Consider the following 19,835-nt stretch of genomic DNA (forward strand, 5'->3'; position numbering starts at 1 on the left):
AGGGGGGACCCTGTGGGAGAGTAGGACGCCGCCGAACAATCATTGTGGGAAAGCCCCGCACCTTCTGGTGCGGGGCTTTTCTGCGTTTACGGGCCCGGCGGGCGGCCCGGCTGCCCCCGTCGGGGACTCCTGTAGGGTCAGGGGGCATCGATTCGACCATTTCTAGCGTCACAGTGGAGGCCCCCGGGTGGAGGTCCAGGAGACTCGGGTTCAGACGGACCGAATTTTCACCATTCCGAACATCCTGAGCATGGCTCGTCTCGTCGGCGTACCGCTGTTCCTCTGGCTCATCCTGGAGGGGTACGACGGTTGGGCGCTGGCCGTCCTGATGCTGAGCGGGATCAGTGACTACCTCGACGGGAAACTCGCGCGCCGCTGGAATCAGATCAGCAAACTGGGCCGCTTGCTGGACCCCGCCGCGGACCGCCTCTACGTCCTGACCACGCTCTTCGGCCTCACCTGGCGGGAGATTCTCCCCCTGTGGCTCACCGCGGCGCTCCTCGCCCGTGAGGGAATGCTGCTGGTCATGGTGTGGATCCTGCGCCGGCACGGCTATCCGCCCCCGCAGGTCAACTTCCTGGGCAAGGCCGCGACCTTCAACCTCATGTACGCCTTCCCCCTGCTGCTGCTCAGTGACGGGGACGGCTGGTTGGCCTGGATGGCGTCCGTTTTCGGATGGGCGTTCGCGGGATGGGGTACAACGCTCTATTGGTGGGCAGGAATCCTTTACGTGGTGCAAGTCCGCCGGCTGGTCAGGGCTGCCACGGCCGATTGAGCTCGCTCGGCGCCGGTACTGACGCGGAGGAGTTGCGGAGTATCCGTCCGGGACGGGTGAGGTCGGCTGGACCGTCATCTCTCTAGGAGGACTCTTCCGACATGAAGGCCGTCGTGATGGCCGGTGGCGAAGGTACGCGGCTTCGCCCCATGACCTCAAGCATGCCCAAGCCGCTCCTGCCGGTGGCGAACCGGCCGATCATGGAGCACGTGCTGAGGCTGCTCAAGCGACATGGGCTCAGCGAGACCGTGGTCACGGTGCAGTTCCTGGCGTCACTGGTCAAGAACTACTTCGGTGACGGCGAGGAGCTCGGGATGGAGCTCACCTACGCCAACGAGGAGAAGCCTCTCGGCACCGCCGGCAGCGTGAAGAATGCCGAGGAGGCCCTGAAGGACGACACGTTCCTCGTCATCTCCGGCGACGCGCTGACCGACTTCGACCTCACCGACCTCATCAATTTCCACAAGGAGAAGGGCGCGCTGGTCACGGTGTGCCTGACCCGGGTGCCGAACCCGCTGGAATTCGGCATCACCATCGTGGACGAGGAAGGCAAGGTCGAGCGCTTCCTCGAGAAGCCGACATGGGGGCAGGTGTTCTCGGACACCATCAACACCGGCATCTACGTGATGGAGCCGGAGATCTTCGACTACGTCGACCCGGACGTTTCGGTCGACTGGTCCGGCGACGTCTTCCCGAAGCTGATGAAGGAAGGCCGGCCGATCTACGGCTACGTGGCCGAGGGCTACTGGGAGGACGTGGGCACCCACGAGAGCTACGTCAAGGCGCAGGCCGACGTGCTCGAGGGCAAGGTCCAGGTCGAGATGGACGGTTTCGAGATCTCGCCCGGCGTCTGGATCGCCGAAGGGGCCGAGGTCAGCCCGGACGCCGTGCTGCGCGGGCCGCTGTACGTCGGGGACTACGCCAAGATCGAGGCCGGGGTCGAGCTCCGGGAGCACACGGTCATCGGGTCGAACGTGGTCGTGAAGAGCGGGGCCTTCCTCCACAAGGCCGTCGTCCACGACAACGTCTACATCGGCCCGCACAGCAACCTGCGCGGCTGCGTCATCGGCAAGAACACCGACATCATGCGGGCCGCCCGGATCGAGGACGGGGCCGTCATCGGCGACGAGTGCCTCGTGGGTGAAGAATCCATTGTCCAGGGCAATGTGCGCGTCTACCCGTTCAAGACCATCGAGGCCGGCGCCTTCGTCAACACCTCGGTGATCTGGGAGTCCCGCGGCCAGGCACACCTGTTCGGCGCCCGGGGCGTCTCCGGGATCCTGAACGTGGAGATCACCCCCGAGCTGGTGGTCAAGCTGGCGGGCGCCTACGCGACGATGCTGAAGAAGGGCGCGATCGTCACCACGGCCCGAGACCACTCCCGTGGTGCCCGTGCGCTCAAGCGTGCGGTGATCTCGGCGCTCCAGGCCAGCGCCATCGACGTACGCGACCTGGAGAACGTACCGCTGCCGGTGGCTCGTCAGCAGACGGCCCGTGGTGCCGCGGGCGGGATCATGATCAGAACCTCGCCCGGGGTGCCCGACTCGGTGGACATCATGTTCCTCGACGAGCGGGGAGCCGACCTCTCGCAGGCGCAGCAGCGCAAGCTGGACCGGGTGTACGCACGCCAGGAGTACCGGCGCGCCTTCCCCGGGGAGATCGGCGACCTGCAGTTCCCGTCGAGCGTGTTCGACTCGTACACGGGGTCGCTGCTCCGGCGGGTGGACACCACCGGGATCGCCGATGCGGGGCTCAAGGTGGTCGTGGACGCCTCGAACGGCAGCGCCGGGCTCGTGCTGCCGAGCCTCCTCGGCCGGCTCGGCGTCGACGCTCTGACGATCAACCCCGGTCTCGACGAGTCCAGGCCGACCGAGACCCGGGAGTCGCGGCGGGCCGGGCTGGTGCGGCTCGGGGAGATCGTGGCGTCGGCGCGGGCGGCGTTCGGCGTGCGGTTCGACCCGGTGGGCGAGCGGATCTCCCTGGTGGACGAGCGGGGCCGGATCATCGAGGACGACCGGGCGCTGCTCGTGCTCCTCGACCTGGTCGCCGCCGAGAAGCGCAGCGGCAAGGTGGCCCTGCCGGTGACCACCACGCGCGTCGCCGAGCAGGTGGCGGCGTACCACGGTACCCAGGTGGAGTGGACGACGACCTCGCCCGACGACCTGACCCGGGTCGGCCGTGAGGAGACCACGATCTTCGGCGGGGACGGCCGGGGCGGGTTCATCGTCCCGGAGTTCAGCAGCGTCTTCGACGGTTCGGCGGCCTTCGTGCAGCTGATCGGGCTGGTGGCGCGTACGCAGCTCACCCTGAGCCAGATCGACGCCCGCATCCCGCGCGCACACGTCCTCAAGCGGGACGTGCCCACGCCGTGGGCGGCGAAGGGGCTCGTCATGCGGCGGGTCGTGGAGGCGGCCGGCGACCGGCAGGTGGACACCACCGACGGGGTGCGCGTGGTCGAGGCCGACGGGCGTTGGGTGCTGGTCCTGCCGGACCCGGCGGAGGCGGTCACCCACCTGTGGGCCGAAGGACCCGACGACGCCTCCGCTCAGGCGCTCCTCGACGAGTGGGGCGCGGTCGTGGACGGAGCCGGGCAGCACTGACCGGCGCCCGTCGCCCGGGGGAAGCGGTTCCGGCGGGCCGGGTGCGGGGAGTGACCCGGCCCGGTCCGCCGGGCGGGCGCATTGGGTGTTGGCGGGGGCGACATGCAACGATGTGCGGCATGTCGCAGCCGCCCAACAACCGGAGTTCGGCCACACCGCCCGCGCGCCCGGACGCGTCCATGTCGCTGCTGACCCACGTGATGGACCACAGCCTCGACGAGGGCTATGCGGAAGCCTCGGCCCGGCGCGAGGCGGACGGTACGGCGGGGCTGCCCCGTACCCTCAAGGCCAAGCTGGCGCTCGCCGCGGGGCTGGTGCTCGCCGCGATGGTGGTCACGCTCGGTGCCGCGCAGGCGCGCATAGCGGCTCCCGTACTGGCCAAGGAGCGCCAGGAGCTGATCGACCGGGTGCAGCGGGCGAACGACCACGCGGACGCTCTGGAGCGCGACACCGAGCGGCTGCGGACCGAGGTCGCCGACCGGCAGCGCGCGGCGCTGAAGCAGCAGGTCGGGGAGCGGGGCCGGCTGGTGGAACTGCTGGCGGGTGCAACCGAGGTGCACGGTCCCGGCGTCAAACTGGTGGTGGACGATGCCAAGGGCGCCTCGTCGGGCGGCGGTGGCGGTCCGCGCGAGAGCGCCGGGTTCTCGAACACCGGCCGGGTGCGCGACAGGGACATGCAGCGGATCGTCAACGGGCTCTGGCAGGCGGGTGCGGAGGCCGTTTCGATCAACGGGCAGCGGCTGACGGCGCTGTCGGCGATCAGGGCCGCGGGTGACGCGATACTGGTCGACAACAAGCCGCTGGTGCCGCCCTACGAGGTTCTCGCGGTGGGCGACAAGAAGCGGCTGGGGACCACGTTCCAGGACTCCGTGGACGGTCAGTACCTGCACGTCCTCCAGGAGAGCTACGGGATCCGCTACAGCCTGACCCCGATGGACGAGGTACGGCTGCCGGCGGCGTCGAGCCTGACCGTCCGCACAGCCACAGCAGCAGAGCCGAAGAAGGGTGCGTCGTGATCGCGGTACTGGGCCTCTTGGCCGGAGTGGTGGTCGGGCTTCTGGTCCGGCCCGAGGTGCCGGCCGTGGTGGAGCCTTATCTGCCGATCGCCGTGGTCGCCGCGCTCGACGCGGTGTTCGGCGGTCTGCGCGCGATGCTGGACGGGATCTTCGTCGACAAGGTCTTCGTGGTGTCGTTCCTGTCGAACGTGGTCGTGGCCGCGCTGATCGTCTTCCTCGGTGACAAGCTGGGCGTCGGCTCGCAGCTGTCGACGGGTGTGGTCGTCGTCCTCGGCATCCGGATCTTCTCCAACGCCGCGGCCATCCGCCGGCACGTCTTCCGGGCGTGAGGCCGATGAGCACGGAGAACACCCCGCCGGGGGAGCCGGACGTCCCCGGGCAGTCGCAGTCGCAGTCGCAGCCCGAACCCGAGCCGTCGCGGCCCCAGGAGCCCCCGCACCAGGCCGGCCGGCCCGGGCCGGCCGGGCCGCAGGAGACCGGGCGCCAGCGCCTGGCCGCCGGGCTGTGGCCGCCCAGGTTCAGCCGGGCCCAACTGATCGTCGCGCTGCTGCTGTTCGTCCTGGGCCTCGGGCTCGCGATCCAGGTCCGGTCCAACAGCGACTCCAGCGCCCCGCTGCGCGGTGCCCGCCAGGAGGACCTCGTACGGATCCTCGACGAGCTGGACGGGCGGACCCAGCGCCTGGAGGACGAGAAGCAGCGGCTGGACGATCAGCGCAAGGAGCTCCAGAGCAGTTCCAACCAGGCGGAAGAGGCCCGCCGTCAGACGGTTGAGAAGGAGCGCCAACTGGGCATCCTGGCCGGTACGGTGGCCGCACAGGGCCCGGGGATCACGCTGCGGATCACCGACACCAAGGGCCAGGTGAGGTCCGACCAGTTGCTGGACACCCTCCAGGAGCTGCGGGCGGCCGGGGCGGAGGCGATCCAGATCAACGGGGTGCGCGTCGTGGCCGGCTCGTACTTCTCCGACGAGGGCGGCGGGGTCGGGATCGACGGTAAGAAGATCACACAGCCCTACGAGTTCAAGGTGATCGGCAAGCCGCAGGATCTGGAGCCCGCGCTGAACATCCCGGGAGGTGTGGTGCAGACCATGGAGAAGGAACAGGCCACGGTCGCCGTCACACGGTCGGCGAAGATCGTTGTGGATGCCTTGCGGGCTGCGAAGCAGCCTGACTACGCTCGGTCGTCATCGCCGTGATGCGTAGCGGAACGTGGACAGGCTCACGCGGGCCGACGCCTGCGGGGGGTCGACGCACGGAAGTCGCCGTGCGTGGTGGAAACTGTCTGGTGGTTACGGACGTTGTCAGAATGTCCGGGTCGGCAGGTGTGTGCATGCAGAGTTCGTCCTGCCCCACGGGCGGGTCTGTTTCGGTCAAGGGGAATCGCCCGTGAAGTTGTTTGAGAAGTTGTTCGGCAAGAAGAAGAACGAGGAAAGCGGTGCGACGCGGCACCGCGCGGGGCAGCCGGAAGGGGAAGGGCAGGGCGACAGGCCGCTCTTCCGCGACGAGGTGGCCGGCCCGGGTGACAATTCGGGCGGGCGCGGCGCGTCGTCCGTTGACCCCGCTGGTTCCGGACGCATAGGTTTCGGTGAACCATCAACCTCTAGTGCGGGTGGAGGGTTTGCCTCTGACCCCTATGCCACCAGTGCCTCCGCGGGGCAGCCGCGGCGCGAGGAGCCGTCCATGTCGGCCGAGCAGACGTGCGGAAGGTGCGGTCACCGCAGCGATGCGGCGAGCCGTTTCTGCTCCAACTGCGGGGCGCCGCTGCGGCCGGGTCTGACGCCGGAGCGCGCTTCGGAGACCACGTCCACCATCTCGATCTCGGGCCTGGAGGCCTACGAGGCCGAGGGGTCGGGCCAGCACGTGTCGTCCTCGCTCTCTCCCGAGGCCCAGGCCGCGGTGGAGGCGCTGCCGCCCGGTTCCGCCCTGCTGATCGTGCGGCGCGGGCCCAACTCGGGCAGCCGGTTCCTGCTGGACGGCGAACTGACGACTGCGGGCCGGCACCCGCAGAGCGACATCTTCCTGGACGACATCACCGTGTCCCGCCTGCATGTCGAATTCCGCCGGAGCCCGGAGGGCGGCTTCACGGTCGCCGACGTGGGCAGCCTCAACGGCACGTACGTGAACCGCGAGCCGATCGAGTCCGTCGCCCTGCACAACGGCGACGAGGTGCAGATCGGCAAGTACCGGCTGGTCTTCTACGCGAGCCTGCGGGGCGTCTGACCCCCTCGGACACCGTCCGGGGGGCACCCCACCCCCGGACACCCTCCGGGGGGACCCCAGGGAAGGTTCCATGCTGCGTACCCCGACGGGCGGTGCCCCGAAGAACGGCACCGCCGGCTCGGCCGGGCAGCTGGTCAGCATCGGTACGGTGCTGACCACGCTGCGGGACGAGTTCCCCGAAGTCACGATCTCGAAGATCCGCTTCCTGGAGGCGGAGGGCCTGGTCGAGCCCCGGCGCACGCCTTCCGGATACCGCAAGTTCAGTACGCAGGACGTGGAGCGGCTCGCGCGCGTCCTGCGCCTTCAGCGTGACCACTACCTCCCGCTGAAGGTCATCCGGGAGCAGCTCGACGCGCTCGACCGCGGTGAGCAGATCCGCATCCCCGCGCCCGCCGCGCACGGGGAGTCCGTGGAGGGCGCCCAGTCCTCCGGCGGGTACGCGGAGGCGGACGGTGAGCCGCCGCCGGCGGCCCGGGTGGGCCGGGCCGAGCTGATCGCGGCCGCCGAGGTGGACGAGGCGCAGCTCGTCGAGTGGGAGTCGTACGGGCTCATCTCCGAGGTGCCGGGCGGCGGGTTCGACGCCGGCACGGTCATCGTGGCCCGGCTGATCGCGGATCTCGGCCGGTTCGGCCTCGAACCCCGCCACCTGCGGGGAATGAAGGCGGCGGCGGACCGGGAGGCCGGTCTGGTGGAGCAGCTCGTCGCCCCGCTGCGCAGGCACCGCAATCCGCAGACCAGGGCGCACGCCGAAGCGACGACGAGAGAGCTCGCGGGGCTCTCCGTAAGGCTCCACGAGGCCTTGGTGCAGACCGCTCTCGGGCTCCGTCCGCACTGACCGGATGGGTCCCGGTGGGGCCCCGACTACCCAAACCTGCCGGGCAGGTCCTAGGGTTGCTGTGTGAACGAGCTCGACGTTGTGGGTGTCCGGGTGGAAATGCCCTCCAACCAACCGATCGTGCTCCTGCGTGAAGTGGGAGGCGATCGGTACCTCCCCATCTGGATCGGTCCTGGGGAGGCGACCGCCATTGCCTTCGCGCAGCAGGGCATGGCCCCTGCCCGGCCGCTGACGCACGACCTTTTCAAGGACGTGCTGGAGGCGGTCGGCGAGGAGCTCACCGAGGTCCGGATCACGGATCTGCGGGAGGGCGTCTTCTACGCGGAGCTGGTCTTCGCCAGCGGGGTCGAGGTGAGCGCGCGGCCGTCGGACGCCATAGCGCTGGCCCTGCGCACGGGAACGCCGATCTACGGCAGTGACGGCGTGCTGGACGACGCCGGAATCGCCATTCCCGATGAGCAGGAGGACGAGGTGGAGAAGTTCCGCGAGTTCCTCGACCAGATCTCTCCCGAGGACTTCGGGACGGGGCCCCAGTAGCCGCGCCGACGGCCGTGCCGTCCACCGGGAACTGTCACCCCATTCGAGTAGCCTTTCCCCGCAACGGGGTACGGGAAACCACTCTCAGGGTGATTATCACTCGGCGTGCCGAGTGTGGCGATCGTTGACGCACCCCTGGTCACTGCCTACCTTCAAGGTGGCAGGTCAAGGACGGAGGGTCGGCGTGAGGATCACGGGCGACGGTACGACCGGGGGCACCCCCGCGCGGAGCGACGGTGGGCCGTACCCGGTGCACGGCGGCGCAGCGGGTTCCGCGCACCGTCAGCCGGCGGCCGCGCCGGTCGGACCGGTGAGCGAAGGCCCGGCGTCCGAGCAGGTCGGCTACCGCGGACCGACGGCGTGTGCCGCCGCGGGGATCACGTACCGGCAGCTCGACTACTGGGCGCGGACCGGACTCGTGGAGCCGAGCGTGCGGCCCGCGTACGGGTCGGGAACCCAGCGGCTGTACAGCTTCCGCGACGTGGTCGTCCTGAAGATCGTCAAGCGTTTCCTGGACACCGGGGTGGCGCTGCAGAACATCCGCACCGCCGTGCAGCACCTGCGGGACCGGGGTTTCTCCGACCTGGAGCGCATGACGCTGATGAGCGACGGCGCGACGGTGTACGAGTGCACCTCGCCGGACCAGGTCGTGAGCCTGCTCCAGGGCGGGCAGGGCGTCTTCGGCATCGCGGTGGGCGTGGTCTGGCGCGACGTGGAGAACGCGCTGTCGCAGCTGCACGGGGAGCGCGTGGACACCGGTGAGACCCTGGTGGGCCACAACCCGGCAGACGAGCTGGCGGCCCGCCGGAACCGGGCCGTCTGACCCCCCCCGCCGCGCCCCGCGGTGGGTCGAGGGCCGGTGATCACCGCGTTGTCAGTGGCGTAGGGCAGCATCGGTGCTGTGAGAGCCGCGCCGACCATCCTGCACCTGGACATGGACGCCTTCTACGCCTCCGTGGAGCAGGCGTCGAAGCCCAGCCTGCGCGGGAAGGCCGTGATCGTCGGAGGGCTCGGGCCGCGCGGGGTCGTGGCCACGGCCTCGTACGAGGCCCGGCGGTTCGGGGTGCACTCGGCGATGCCGACCGCGCAGGCCCGCCGCCTCTGCCCGAACGGCGCCTACCTGATCCCGCGCTTCACCCTCTACCGCGAGGTCAGCGAGCTGGTCATGGCCCTGCTGCGGGAGCTGTCGCCGCTGGTGGAGCCGCTCAGCCTGGACGAGGCCTTCGTGGACCTGGAGGCGGGCGGAGCGGCCTTCGACTCGGCGGGCGCCCGCGCCACGGGGGAGCGGCTGCGGGCCGACATCACGGCCCTCACGGGACTCAGCGGCTCGGTGGGGCTGGCGGGGTCCAAGATGCTGGCCAAGATCGCCTCGGAGGAGGCCAAGCCGGACGGGCTGCTGCTGATCGAACCGGGGACCGAGCGCGAGCTCCTCGCGCCCATGCCCGTGCGCACCCTGCCCGGCGTGGGGCCGGCCACCGGGGAGCACCTGCGCCGGGCCGGGATCACCACCGTGGGGGAGCTGGCCGAGGCGGGCGAGGACGAGCTGGTGCGGATGGTGGGGCGGGCGCACGGCGTGGGGCTCCACCGGATGGCGCTGGGGCTGGACGACCGGCCGGTGGTCGCCGAGCGGGACGCGAAGTCCGTCTCGGTGGAGGACACCTTCGACGTGGACCTGCACGACCGGGTGCGGATCCGGAACGAGGTGCAGCGGCTCGCCGACCGCTGCGTGGGGCGGCTGCGCGCCTCGGGGCACTCGGGGCGGACCATCGTCTTGAAGGTGCGCCGGTACGACTTCTCGACGCTGACCCGCTCCGAGACGCTGCGCGGGCCCACCGACGACCCGGCGGTGGTGCGGGAGGCGGCCGCGCGGCTGCTGGAGGGCGTGGACACCACCGGCGGGGTGCGGCTGCTGGGGGTGGGGGTGACGGGGCTCGCGGACTACACGCAGGAGGACCTGTTCGCCCACGCGCTGGCCACCGCCGAGGAGGCCGGGGCCGAGGCGCAGGGCGGCGAGGAGGGCGCCGCCGGGGCCGCCCCGGAAGGCGGGCCCCCGGAGGGGCCCGCGGCGGTCCTGGAGGGCGCCGGGGCCGCTCCCGCGCGGCACTGGGCGGCGGGCAGCGACGTACACCACGCGGTGTACGGGCCGGGGTGGGTGCAGGGCAGCGGGGTCGGGCGGGTGACCGTACGGTTCGAGCGGCCCGGATCGCCCCCGGGCCGGGTGCGTACCTTCCTGCTGGACGACCCGGAGCTCGAGGCCTCCGACCCGCTGCCCCTGGTGGGGAAGGGGGACAGCCCTTAGGGGGTGTCCGGCGGGTGGGGGCGCTGGAAGTCGGAGGGGAGGGCCACGTCGAGGCCGTAGTGGTGGTAGAGCTGGAGCTCCTGCTCGGGGGAGAGGTGGCGGCCGACCCCGAAATCGGGGGCGTCCTTGATCAGGGAGCGTTCGAAGGGCACGCGCAGGGCGTCGTCCACGACTTCGCTCGGTTCCAGGGGGACGAAGGCGTCACGGCCGAAGAGGCCCGTCCGGACGGCGGCCCACTCCGGGACGCCGGTGGCGTCGTCGAGGTAGACCTCGTCCACGGTGCCGATCTTGGTGCCGTTGCGGTCGAACGCCTTGCGGCCGATCAGGCTGCGGGGATCGATGTCGGTCTGCACGGTCCCTCCGTACGGTCGCAGTGATGCACAGCTCATGCGTAATGACTACAGAAGTGCATATTTGAAGAGGGGGCCACTCGAGGGAGGGTCGAGATCCTCGCTGGTAGGCTGGGTGACGGCTGTTGACCCTGTGCGGGAGAGTCCTCCGAGTGAGTTCGACGGAGGCGCCGAAGGAGCAAATCCTCCCCGGAATCTCTCAGGCATACGTACCGCACGTGACGAGGCCACTCTGGAAAGCAGGGGCAGGCGCCGGGCCCGCAGTGCCGGTACCTCCCCTCACCGACGGTGAAAGCCGGAGCTCTCGGGCGAACCCCGCGACTCCGGTGAAGCTCTCAGGTTGAGATGACAGAGGGGGAGGCCGTCCGGGTGCCCGCGCCGTGGTGCCCCTCGCAGGTCATACGACCAGGAGGCCTCCGTCATGACCGCCAACCGCATTCCGCTCTCCCAGCTCGAGCGCGGCATCCCCTTCGAGCAGCGTCACATCGGCCCGGACGCCGAAGCGCAGGCCAAGATGCTCGCCCAGGTGGGCTACGGCTCCCTGGACGAGCTGACCGCCGCCGCGGTACCGGATGTGATCAAGACCGCCGAGGCGCTGAACCTGCCCGAGGCGCGCACCGAAGCCGAGGTGCTGGCCGAGCTCCGCTCGCTCGCCGACCGCAACCAGGTGCTCTCCTCGATGATCGGTCTCGGCTACTACGGGACCTTCACCCCGCCGGTGATCCTGCGCAACGTCATGGAGAACCCGGCCTGGTACACGGCGTACACCCCGTACCAGCCGGAGATCTCGCAGGGCCGCCTGGAGGCGCTGTTGAACTTCCAGACCCTCGTGGCCGACCTGACCGGCCTGCCCACCTCCGGCGCCTCCCTGCTGGACGAGGGCACCGCGGCGGCCGAGGCCATGTCGCTGGCCCGCCGCGTGGGCAAGGTCAAGGGCGGGGTCTTCCTCGTCGACGCCGACGCGCTGCCGCAGACCATCGCCGTGATCGAGACCCGCGCCGAGCCCACGGGCGTCGAGGTCGTCGTCGCGGACCTGTCCGAGGGCATCCCCGCCGAGATCGCCGAGCGCGGTGTCTTCGGCGTGCTGCTCCAGTACCCGGGCGCCTCCGGCGCGGTCCGCGAGATCAAGCCGGTCATCGACCAGGCTCACGAGCTCGGTGCGATCGTCACCGTCTCCGCCGACCTGCTCGCCCTGACCCTGCTGACCTCCCCGGGCGAGCTGGGCGCGGACATCGCCGTCGGCACCACCCAGCGCTTCGGCGTCCCGATGGGCTTCGGCGGCCCGCACGCCGGTTACATGGCCGTCCAGGCCAAGCACGCCCGCTCGCTGCCCGGCCGCCTCGTCGGCGTCTCCGTGGACGCGGACGGCAACAAGGCGTACCGCCTGGCCCTGCAGACCCGCGAGCAGCACATCCGCCGCGAGAAGGCCACCAGCAACATCTGCACCGCGCAGGTGCTGCTCGCCGTCATGGCCGGCATGTACGCCGTCTACCACGGCCCCGACGGCCTGAAGACGATCGCCCGCCGCACCCACCGCTACGCCGCCCTCCTCGCCGCGGGCCTGACGGCCGGCGGGGTCGAGCTGGTGCACGGCTCCTTCTTCGACACCGTCACCGCCCGGGTGCCCGGCAAGGCCGCCGAGGTCGTCGCCGCCGCCCGCGAGGGCGGGGTCAACGTGTACCAGGCCGACGCCGACCACGTCTCGGTCTCCTGCGACGAGACCACCACGCGCGCGGACCTCGAAGCGGTCTGGGCCGCCTTCGGCGTCACCGCCGACGTCGAGGCCCTGGACGCGGTCACGGCCGACTCGCTGCCCGAGGGCCTGCTGCGCTCGGACGCGTACCTGACCCACCCGGTCTTCCACCAGCACCGCTCCGAGACCGCGATGCTGCGCTACCTGCGCAAGCTCTCGGACAAGGACTACGCGCTGGACCGCGGCATGATCCCGCTGGGCTCCTGCACCATGAAGCTCAACGCGACCACCGAGATGGAGCCGGTCACCTGGCCCGAATTCGGCCAGCTGCACCCGTTCGCCCCGGTCGAGCAGGCCGAGGGGTACCTCACGCTCATCAACGAGCTGGAGGAACGTCTCTGCGAGGTCACCGGCTACGACAAGGTCTCCATCCAGCCGAACGCCGGCTCCCAGGGTGAGCTCGCCGGTCTGCTGGCCGTCCGCGCCTACCACCGGGCGAACGGCGACGAGCAGCGCACCATCTGTCTCATCCCGTCCTCCGCGCACGGCACCAACGCCGCGAGCGCCGTGATGGCCGGCATGAAGGTCGTCGTCGTCAAGACCGCCGACGACGGCGAGGTGGACGCGGACGACCTGCGCGCCAAGATCGAGCAGTACCGCGACGAGCTCTCCGTCCTCATGATCACCTACCCGTCGACGCACGGTGTCTTCGAGGAGCACGTCGCCGACATCTGCGCCCAGGTGCACGAGGCCGGCGGCCAGGTGTACGTGGACGGCGCCAACCTGAACGCCCTGGTGGGTCTGGCCAAGCCGGGCCACTTCGGCGGCGACGTCTCGCACCTGAACCTGCACAAGACCTTCTGCATCCCGCACGGCGGCGGCGGCCCGGGCGTCGGCCCGGTCGGTGTCCGGGCGCACCTGGCCCCGTACCTGCCGAACCACCCGCTCCAGCCGACCGCCGGCCCCGAGACGGGCGTCGGCCCGATCTCCGCCGCGCCGTGGGGCTCGGCGGGCATCCTGCCGATCTCCTGGTCGTACGTCCGCCTGATGGGTGGCGAGGGCCTCAAGCGGGCCACCCAGGTGGCGGTGCTCGGCGCCAACTACATCGCCAAGCGCCTGGAGCCCCACTACCCGGTCCTCTACACCGGTCCGGGCAACCTGGTCGCGCACGAGTGCATCATCGACCTGCGCCCGCTGTCGAAGGCCACGGGCGTGAGCGTCGACGACATCGCCAAGCGCCTGATCGACTACGGCTTCCACGCGCCGACCATGTCCTTCCCGGTGGCCGGCACGCTGATGATCGAGCCGACCGAGTCCGAGGACCTCATCGAGATCGACCGCTTCTGCGACGCGATGATCGCCATCCGCGCCGAGATCGAGCGGGTCGTCGGCGGCGAGTGGCCGGTGGACGACAACCCGCTCGCCAACGCCCCGCACACCGCCGCGGCGCTGGGCGGCGAGTGGAACCACCCGTACAGCCGCGACGAGGCCGTCTTCCCGGGCGGGGTCTCCGCCGCCGAGAAGTACTGGCCGCCGGTGCGCCGGATCGACGGCGCCTTCGGTGACCGGAACCTGGTCTGCTCCTGCCCGCCGCTGGACGAGTACGACAACTGAGGCGTGGCAGCCGGGCCCGTCGTTGACGGGCCGGTCACACGGTGAAGGGGCCGGTCCCGGAGCGTTGAGCTCCGGGACCGGCCCCTCCCTTCTTCGTCCGTGCGTCGTTGCCGTCCGGTGCCGGTTACGCCGCCGCGAGCGGGCGGTGCGGGGCGATGATCTGTCCGTCCGGCAGCAGCTCACCGGTGTCCTCGAAGAGCAGGACGCCGTTGCACAGCAGGCTCCAGCCCTGTTCCGGGTGGTTGGCCACCGGGCGCGCGGCCTCCCGGTCGGCGGATTCTGATGACGGGCAGGCGGGCTGGTGCTGGCACATGGATGGGTTCTTTCGCTGCGGTGTGGTCTGTTCGCTACGGCTCGATGCGTGATTCATGGCCGTCCCCCTGTGTCGTCCCCGCACCTGCGGGGAGGATGTCCTCAGTGTTCCCCCAGGACGGCTGCTTCGCAGGTATTTCCCGGCAGCTGTCCTCTTGGAATGAGGACGCATCACCCGTGCGGGCGGTTCAGGCCAACTCCCCTGTCATTTCGGGTGGTTCGCATTGACCCGAGCGGACTAGGCCGAATGGGTCACTCGGGTCAAGCCGCCGGGGCCGCGAGGCTGGGCGGGACCGGTGGGGCGGCCGGGGTCAGCCGGTGGGTCAGGACGGGCAGCAGCTCCGAGACGGGATGCGGCCGGAAGGGCGCGATCCCGGGCGGGGCCGGAGCCAGTGGCACCAGCAGGTCGGCGGCGGCGGGGAGGCCGGCGGCGGCGTCGGCGCCGACCGCCCCGTGCAGCCACAGGGTCAGCATGTACAGCTCAGGTACGGACAGCAGCCTCGGCTGGTAGCCCTTGCCGAGCGACTCCGCCTGGCGGAGGGCGCGTTCGGTCGCGGCGACGTAGGGGCCCTCGAAGAAATGGGAGAAGGCCCAGCCGTCCGGGGTCAGCCGGGTGTCGGCCGCCGCGACGAAGCGGTCGCCGCTGCGGATCAGGAACCGCCAGCCGGTGAGCCGGGTGCGGGGCGGGCGGCCGCCGGCGGTGTGGCCGGACACGCTCAGGCGGTCGAGCACGTGGACCGGAAGCGGGAGTTCGGCGGTCAGCGGGCCCTGGAACGAGCGCAGGGCGGGGGTGTGTGCCTCGTGGGCGGCGGTGGGAGAACCGAGTGCCGCGAGGACGCTGCGCAGGGCGGGCGCGGGAGCCGGGGGAACATGCAGCGGCATGGTGGGTCGCCTCTCACTTGGGAGACCTGTGGTGCGGGGGAAGGTGCGGACGGCGCTGTCGCATTCTGGGGTCAGAGGTGGGCTTTGGGGCAATGGCCGCGCGCCAACTCTCTGCCTCGTTTGCGGAGTTTATACGACATGTGTTCACGCAGTGTTTCGGCTAGCCGTCCCGCCTATTGTCGGCAAGGCGCCTTCCGGTCCCGCTGTCATGGTATTCATGCCGGTTGCACGCGGACATGCCGCGCTGACCTCGGAGGTTACCCCAAGGGCGCTCGGCTGGAAACCTTCGGTAATCGGGAACCGGCAAAGGCCAGAGGGAAATTGCGTCCCGCGGGTTGCCAGGTGAATGTGCCGGAGCGCCCATCGGGCCATACCGGCGCGCGCTCCCCGCCAAGCCCCCCCGGCCCGCGTTATGGATCACGGTGCCTGGGCATCATCGACCGTGACGTGCGCCCGGGTGCTCCGGGCCTGGCCCACTCGAGGAGGGACGCTTCGATGGGGGAGAAGGTCGTGGCAGGCGGATTCGACCTGTCCGATCGGCATCGGTATCGGAGGAAGCTCCACGAGTGCCTGGAGGGGCTGGAGCGGCTTCTGGCGGAGAAGAGGTTCGATCGTCCCAAGAACATGATGGGGCTGGAGATCGAGCTGAATCTCGCGGGTGCCGACGGTTTGCCGCGCATGGTGAATGCGCAGGTGCTGGAGCGGATTGCGAGCCCCGATTTCCAGACCGAACTCGGAATGTTCAACCTGGAGGTGAACGTACTCCCGCACCGGCTCGACGGGAGGGTATTCGACCAGCTCTCCGAAGAACTGAGCGCGGGACTCAACTACGCCCACCGGCAGGCCGCGGAGATCGACGCGGGCGTCGTGATGATCGGGATATTGCCCACCATCTCCCGTGCGGACCTGGCCCTGGCAAACCTTTCGGCGGTGGACCGCTACTCCCTGCTCAACGAGCAGATCCTGATGATGCGGGGGGAGGACTTCCGGCTCGACATCGACGGGGTGGAGCGGCTGACCTGGAGCACCGGCTCGATCGTGCCTGAAGCCGCCTGCACCTCCGTGCAGCTGCACCTCCAGGTCACCCCGGCCCGGTTCTCCGACGTGTGGAACGCGGCGCAGGCGGTGACCGCCGTACAGATAGCGGTGGGTGCCAACTCGCCGTTCCTGTTCGGGCGCGAGCTGTGGCGCGAGTCGCGTCCGCCGCTGTTCACGCAGGCCACCGACACCAGGCCGCCCGAACTCCAGGCGCAGGGGGTGCGGCCGCGGACGTGGTTCGGGGAGCGGTGGGTGGACTCGGTGTACGAGCTCTTCGCCGAGAACGTCCGCTTCTTCCCCTCCCTGCTGCCGATATGCGGCGAGGAGGAGCCGCTGCGGGTGCTCGCCGAGGGCGGGGTGCCGAGCCTTCAGGAGCTGGTGCTGCACAACGGCACGGTCTACCGGTGGAACCGGCCCGTCTACGGGGTCGCCGACGGGGTGCCGCACCTGAGGGTGGAGAACCGGGTCCTGCCCGCCGGGCCCACCGTGGCCGACGTCGTCGCCAACGCCGCCTTCTACTACGGACTCGTACGGACCCTCGCGGACGAGCCGCGCCCCGTGTGGACCCGGATGTCCTTCGCCGAGGCGGAGGCCAACTTCGACGCGGCCTGCCGGTACGGGATCGACGCGCGGATCCGCTGGCCGCGCAAGGGCAGGGCCGGGGGGCTGGTGAGCGTGCCCGCGGTGCGGCTGGTGCTGGACGAGCTGCTGCCGATGGCCGCGGCCGGGCTGGACGCCTGGGGCATCGAACCCGCCGACCGGGACCACTACCTGGGGATCATCGAGGAGCGGTGCCGGCGCCGGGTGAACGGGGCCACCTGGCAGGTGGACACGTACCACCGGGCGCTCGCGGGCGGACTGGAACGTGACGCCGCCCTCGCGGCCACCACCCGGCGCTACAGCGAGCTGATGCACAAGGGCGACCCCGTGCACACCTGGCCCGTGGGCCTGGAGGAACAGGAGGTGGACGCCACGCGGGCGGTCCGCCGCTGAGGGCCGTCCCGCTCCGCCGATCCCTTCCCGCTGATCCGCTCCCGCCGCCGAGGAGGCAGTATGGGGTGGTGGTCGGAACGGGACGGGAGTCAGGCGTGCGGGTCGAGCCGGAGCCGGTGGTCGTGGAACTGCGCGAGGACGGGCGCCGGGTCCTGCGCACCGAGACCCTGCTCGTGCTCGCGCTGTCGCTGGGCGCGAGCGGGGTCTCGGCGCTGATCAGCTTCATCGGCTCGCTCACCAAGCCGGGCGGGCTCAAGGACCAGGCCGCCACCCTCAACGGCTCCTACGCGCCCGGGCGGCCGTGGCTGGACCTGGCCTGGCAGCTGTTCGGGATCGCGACCGCGCTGGTCCCCGTACTGCTCGTCGCGCACCTGCTGACCCGCGAGGGCGCGCCCGGGCTCAGGGCCCTGGGCTTCGACCGCACCCGCCCCGGCCCGGACCTGGCCCGGGGCGCGCTCGTGGCCGCCGGCATCGGCAGCGCCGGGCTGGCCTTCTACCTGGGGGCCCGGGCCACCGGCTTCAACCTGACGGTGGTGCCGGAGGCCCTGCCCGACGTGTGGTGGAAGTTCCCCGTACTGATCCTCTCCGCGGTGCAGAACTCCGTGGTGGAGGAGGTCATCGTGCTGGCCTACCTGCTGCGCCGGCTCGGCCAGCTGGGCTGGTCGCCGACGGCCGCGCTGCTGGCCAGCTCCCTGCTGCGCGGCTCGTACCACCTCTACCAGGGCATCGGCGGGTTCATCGGCAACGTGGTGATGGGCGTCGTCTTCGTCCTCGCCTACCGGCGCTGGGGCCGGGTCGGCCCCCTGGTCGTCGCGCACGCCCTGCTCGACATCGTGGCCTTCGGCGGGTACGCGCTGCTCGCGGGCAAGGTCGGCTGGCTGCCCACCCCGTAGCGCCTACGGGGCGGTGAGCAGTTCGCCGTCGATGACGGTGACGGCGCGGCCCGTCAGGAGCGTACGGTCGCCCGCGAGCCGGACCCGGACCAGGCCCTTGCGCGTCCCGCCCTGGAGGCCGGTCAGCCCGGTACGGCCCAGCCGCGCCGCCCAGAACGGTGCGAGGGCGGTGTGGGCGCTGCCCGTCACCGGGTCCTCGTCGACGCCGACGGCGGGGAAGAAGCCGCGCGAGACGAAGTCGTAGCCGCGGGAGGGGTCCTCGGCCGGCGCGGTGACGATGACTCCGCGCCGCGCGTAGGCGCGCAGGGCCGCGTGGTCGGGCGCGAGTTCGCGCACGGTCCGCTCGTCGGCCAGCTCCACCAGCAGGTCGCCGATGTGGTCGGCGGTGTCGTGGACCGACTTGGCCTCGGCGCCCAGCGCGCGGTCCACCTCCGGGACCGGCTCCAGCGGGGTCAGGGACGAGGTCGGGAAGTCCATCGTGACCGTGCCGTCCTCGGCGACCTCGGCGGTGAGGGTCCCGCAGCGCGCGCCGAATCGGATCGGGCCCCGGGCGAGGCCTGCGGCGGCGATGACGTGGGCGGTCGCGAGGGTCGCGTGGCCGCACATGTCCACCTCGGCGGCCGGGGTGAACCAGCGCAGCGCCCAGTCGGCGTCGCCCCCCGCCGGCAGGGGGTGGGCGAAGGCCGTCTCGGAGAGGTTCACCTCGGCGGCGACCTGCTGGAGCCAGGCGTCCGGGGGGAAGCCGCCGTCGAGGAGGAGGACTCCGGCGGGGTTCCCCTGGAAGGGGCGGTCGGTGAAGGCGTCGACGATTCGGATGCGCATGGGCCGACCGTAGGGGGGTTCCCCGATCGCGGACAAAGGCCAATCCCGGGTGACTGGCCTGGTCACGGCCGCACACGGGCCGACTGTCGGCGACAGGTTCCGATATATCGTTGACGCATCGCGATGGATCAGTGATAGTGAAGGAGTCGAAACGACGACTGGCATGACGGACATGGCAGGGATGACGAAAGGAGCGCAGTGATGCGTTCACGCGGACAGCACGACCACGGACATGAACACGGACGGGGCCACGGCCACTGCGGGCCGGACCGTCGGGAGGAGTTCAGGGGGCTGCGCGCCGCCTTTGGGCCGTTCGGGCCGCCCTTCGGGGGCGGGCCCTTCGGCGGGCGGGGCGGACGCGGCGGACCGCGCGGGCGGGCCAGGCGGGGCGACGTACGCGCCTCGATCCTGGCGCTGCTCGCCGACCGGCCGATGCACGGCTACGAGATGATCCAGGAGATCGGCGAGCGCAGCGGCGGGGCCTGGAAGCCCAGCCCGGGCTCGGTCTACCCGACCCTGCAGCTGCTCGAGGACGAGGGGCTGATCACCAGCGCGAGCGAGGGCGGCAAGAAGCTGTTCACGCTCACCGACGCCGGCCGCACCGAGGCCGAGTCGGGCCCGGACGCCCCCTGGGCGGACGCCGGGCGCGGCTTCGACTTCGAGGCGATGCACGAGGTCCGTGCCGCCGCCGGCGGTCTGATGGAGGCCTTCGGGCAGGTCTTCAAGACCGGCTCGCCCGAACAGCGGGAGAAGGCCGTCGCGGTCATCAACGACGCCCGCAAGAAGCTGTACCTGATCCTGGCCGACGAACACTGAGGCAGGACGCGTGCCGGGCCGGGACGCGTACCGGCCGGACGTGCGCAGGGGGGGGGGGGGGGGGGGGGGGGGGGGGGGGGGGGGGGGGGGGGGGGGGGGGGGGGGGGGGGGGGGGGGGGGGGGGGGGGGGGGGGGGGGGGG

18 protein-coding genes and 1 riboswitch are annotated in these 19,835 nt (G+C 71.1%); of the genes, 14 read left to right on the plus strand and 4 right to left on the minus strand.

Translation table 11 applies throughout. From position 1 onward, the window contains the following. Window positions 1-187: 187 nt before the first annotated feature. The 10 genes from ACZ7IF_RS38095 (at window position 188) to ACZ7IF_RS38140 (ending at window position 10,281) form a co-directional block, all read left to right on the plus strand. Window positions 188-775, plus strand: a complete 588-nt coding sequence (locus tag ACZ7IF_RS38095) for a CDP-alcohol phosphatidyltransferase family protein (RefSeq protein WP_470981464.1) — start codon at window positions 188-190, stop codon at window positions 773-775. Between the two features lie 101 nt (window positions 776-876). Beyond that, a complete protein-coding gene (locus ACZ7IF_RS38100; RefSeq protein WP_470981465.1) occupies window positions 877-3,375 on the plus strand; it encodes a sugar phosphate nucleotidyltransferase in 2,499 nt (832 codons plus the stop codon). 110 nt (window positions 3,376-3,485) lie between these two features. After that, entirely contained in the window at window positions 3,486-4,391 is a 906-nt protein-coding gene (locus ACZ7IF_RS38105) for a DUF881 domain-containing protein (protein ID WP_470981467.1), read from the plus strand. After that, entirely contained in the window at window positions 4,388-4,720 is a 333-nt protein-coding gene (locus ACZ7IF_RS38110; RefSeq protein ID WP_007262894.1) for a small basic family protein, read from the plus strand. Before ACZ7IF_RS38105 ends, ACZ7IF_RS38110 begins: the two co-directional genes overlap by 4 nt. Before the next feature lie 5 nt (window positions 4,721-4,725). Beyond that, window positions 4,726-5,586: a DUF881 domain-containing protein gene (locus tag ACZ7IF_RS38115; RefSeq protein WP_470981468.1), complete on the plus strand. Its 861-nt coding sequence runs from the start codon at window positions 4,726-4,728 to the stop codon at window positions 5,584-5,586. A 130-nt stretch (window positions 5,587-5,716) separates the two neighbouring features. Further along, window positions 5,717-6,610, plus strand: coding sequence for an FHA domain-containing protein (locus tag ACZ7IF_RS38120; protein ID WP_470981470.1), 894 nt, complete (start codon window positions 5,717-5,719; stop codon window positions 6,608-6,610). A gap of 70 nt (window positions 6,611-6,680) precedes the next feature. Beyond that, window positions 6,681-7,445 (plus strand): transcriptional regulator FtsR, encoded by a 765-nt coding sequence (ftsR, locus tag ACZ7IF_RS38125; protein WP_470981472.1) that lies wholly within the window; start codon window positions 6,681-6,683, stop codon window positions 7,443-7,445. A 63-nt stretch (window positions 7,446-7,508) separates the two neighbouring features. Beyond that, window positions 7,509-7,982, plus strand: a complete 474-nt coding sequence (locus ACZ7IF_RS38130; RefSeq protein ID WP_007262890.1) for a bifunctional nuclease family protein — start codon at window positions 7,509-7,511, stop codon at window positions 7,980-7,982. A gap of 184 nt (window positions 7,983-8,166) precedes the next feature. Then, on the plus strand, window positions 8,167-8,805 hold the full coding sequence (locus tag ACZ7IF_RS38135) for a MerR family transcriptional regulator (RefSeq protein WP_470981474.1): 639 nt from the start codon (window positions 8,167-8,169) through the stop codon (window positions 8,803-8,805). Between the two features lie 78 nt (window positions 8,806-8,883). Next, the gene (locus ACZ7IF_RS38140) at window positions 8,884-10,281 is read left to right on the plus strand and encodes a DNA polymerase IV (protein WP_470981476.1); all 1,398 of its coding nucleotides are present in this window, start codon (window positions 8,884-8,886) and stop codon (window positions 10,279-10,281) included. Here ACZ7IF_RS38140 and ACZ7IF_RS38145 read toward each other — a convergent pair. Continuing rightward, the gene (locus tag ACZ7IF_RS38145) at window positions 10,278-10,634 is read right to left on the minus strand and encodes a PRC-barrel domain-containing protein (protein WP_470981477.1); all 357 of its coding nucleotides are present in this window, start codon (window positions 10,632-10,634) and stop codon (window positions 10,278-10,280) included. The two genes, ACZ7IF_RS38140 and ACZ7IF_RS38145, sit on opposite strands and share 4 nt — an antisense overlap. Window positions 10,635-10,757: 123 nt before the next feature. Further along, window positions 10,758-10,856: riboswitch (glycine riboswitch) on the plus strand. 196 nt (window positions 10,857-11,052) lie between these two features. Between ACZ7IF_RS38145 and gcvP the strand changes: the two genes are divergently transcribed. After that, complete coding sequence (gcvP, locus tag ACZ7IF_RS38150) at window positions 11,053-13,938, plus strand: aminomethyl-transferring glycine dehydrogenase (RefSeq protein WP_470981479.1); 2,886 nt, start codon at window positions 11,053-11,055, stop codon at window positions 13,936-13,938. Between the two features lie 124 nt (window positions 13,939-14,062). Here the strand turns inward: gcvP and ACZ7IF_RS38155 are convergent, their stop codons facing one another. Further along, a complete protein-coding gene (locus tag ACZ7IF_RS38155; protein ID WP_007262885.1) occupies window positions 14,063-14,251 on the minus strand; it encodes a DUF5999 family protein in 189 nt (62 codons plus the stop codon). A gap of 260 nt (window positions 14,252-14,511) precedes the next feature. After that, window positions 14,512-15,132, minus strand: a complete 621-nt coding sequence (locus ACZ7IF_RS38160) for a hypothetical protein (protein WP_470981480.1) — start codon at window positions 15,130-15,132, stop codon at window positions 14,512-14,514. Between the two features lie 495 nt (window positions 15,133-15,627). On the opposite strand from ACZ7IF_RS38160, the gene ACZ7IF_RS38165 reads away from it, so the two are divergent. Both ACZ7IF_RS38165 and ACZ7IF_RS38170 read left to right on the plus strand, forming a co-directional pair. Beyond that, a complete protein-coding gene (locus ACZ7IF_RS38165; RefSeq protein ID WP_470981482.1) occupies window positions 15,628-17,163 on the plus strand; it encodes a glutamate-cysteine ligase family protein in 1,536 nt (511 codons plus the stop codon). Between the two features lie 95 nt (window positions 17,164-17,258). Then, window positions 17,259-18,056 carry a CPBP family intramembrane glutamic endopeptidase gene (locus ACZ7IF_RS38170; protein ID WP_470981484.1) on the plus strand — a complete coding sequence of 266 codons (798 nt, stop codon included), beginning with the start codon at window positions 17,259-17,261 and terminating at the stop codon, window positions 18,054-18,056. 3 nt (window positions 18,057-18,059) lie between these two features. On the opposite strand, the gene ACZ7IF_RS38175 is transcribed toward ACZ7IF_RS38170, so the two are convergent. Beyond that, complete coding sequence (locus ACZ7IF_RS38175; protein WP_470981486.1) at window positions 18,060-18,878, minus strand: PhzF family phenazine biosynthesis protein; 819 nt, start codon at window positions 18,876-18,878, stop codon at window positions 18,060-18,062. A gap of 201 nt (window positions 18,879-19,079) precedes the next feature. Between ACZ7IF_RS38175 and ACZ7IF_RS38180 the strand changes: the two genes are divergently transcribed. After that, a complete protein-coding gene (locus ACZ7IF_RS38180) occupies window positions 19,080-19,694 on the plus strand; it encodes a PadR family transcriptional regulator (RefSeq protein WP_470981488.1) in 615 nt (204 codons plus the stop codon). Window positions 19,695-19,835: the final 141 nt, after the last annotated feature.

The sequence above is a fragment of the Streptomyces sp. NPDC037421 genome, from assembly GCF_055602105.1.

What these genes read in the sequence shown, in the direction of transcription:
- ACZ7IF_RS38100 (WP_470981465.1), top strand. Translation starts at nt 877, where the DNA reads ATGAAGGCCGTCGTGATGGCCGGTGGCGAAGGTACGCGGCTTCGCCCC.
- ACZ7IF_RS38105 (WP_470981467.1), top strand. Translation starts at nt 3,486, where the DNA reads ATGTGCGGCATGTCGCAGCCGCCCAACAACCGGAGTTCGGCCACACCG.
- ACZ7IF_RS38115 (WP_470981468.1), top strand. Translation starts at nt 4,726, where the DNA reads ATGAGCACGGAGAACACCCCGCCGGGGGAGCCGGACGTCCCCGGGCAG.
- ftsR (WP_470981472.1), top strand. Translation starts at nt 6,681, where the DNA reads ATGCTGCGTACCCCGACGGGCGGTGCCCCGAAGAACGGCACCGCCGGC.
- gcvP (WP_470981479.1), top strand. Translation starts at nt 11,053, where the DNA reads ATGACCGCCAACCGCATTCCGCTCTCCCAGCTCGAGCGCGGCATCCCC.
- ACZ7IF_RS38155 (WP_007262885.1), bottom strand. Translation starts at nt 14,251, where the DNA reads ATGTGCCAGCACCAGCCCGCCTGCCCGTCATCAGAATCCGCCGACCGG.
- ACZ7IF_RS38160 (WP_470981480.1), bottom strand. Translation starts at nt 15,132, where the DNA reads ATGCCGCTGCATGTTCCCCCGGCTCCCGCGCCCGCCCTGCGCAGCGTC.
- ACZ7IF_RS38165 (WP_470981482.1), top strand. Translation starts at nt 15,628, where the DNA reads ATGGGGGAGAAGGTCGTGGCAGGCGGATTCGACCTGTCCGATCGGCAT.
- ACZ7IF_RS38175 (WP_470981486.1), bottom strand. Translation starts at nt 18,878, where the DNA reads ATGCGCATCCGAATCGTCGACGCCTTCACCGACCGCCCCTTCCAGGGG.
- ACZ7IF_RS38180 (WP_470981488.1), top strand. Translation starts at nt 19,080, where the DNA reads ATGCGTTCACGCGGACAGCACGACCACGGACATGAACACGGACGGGGC.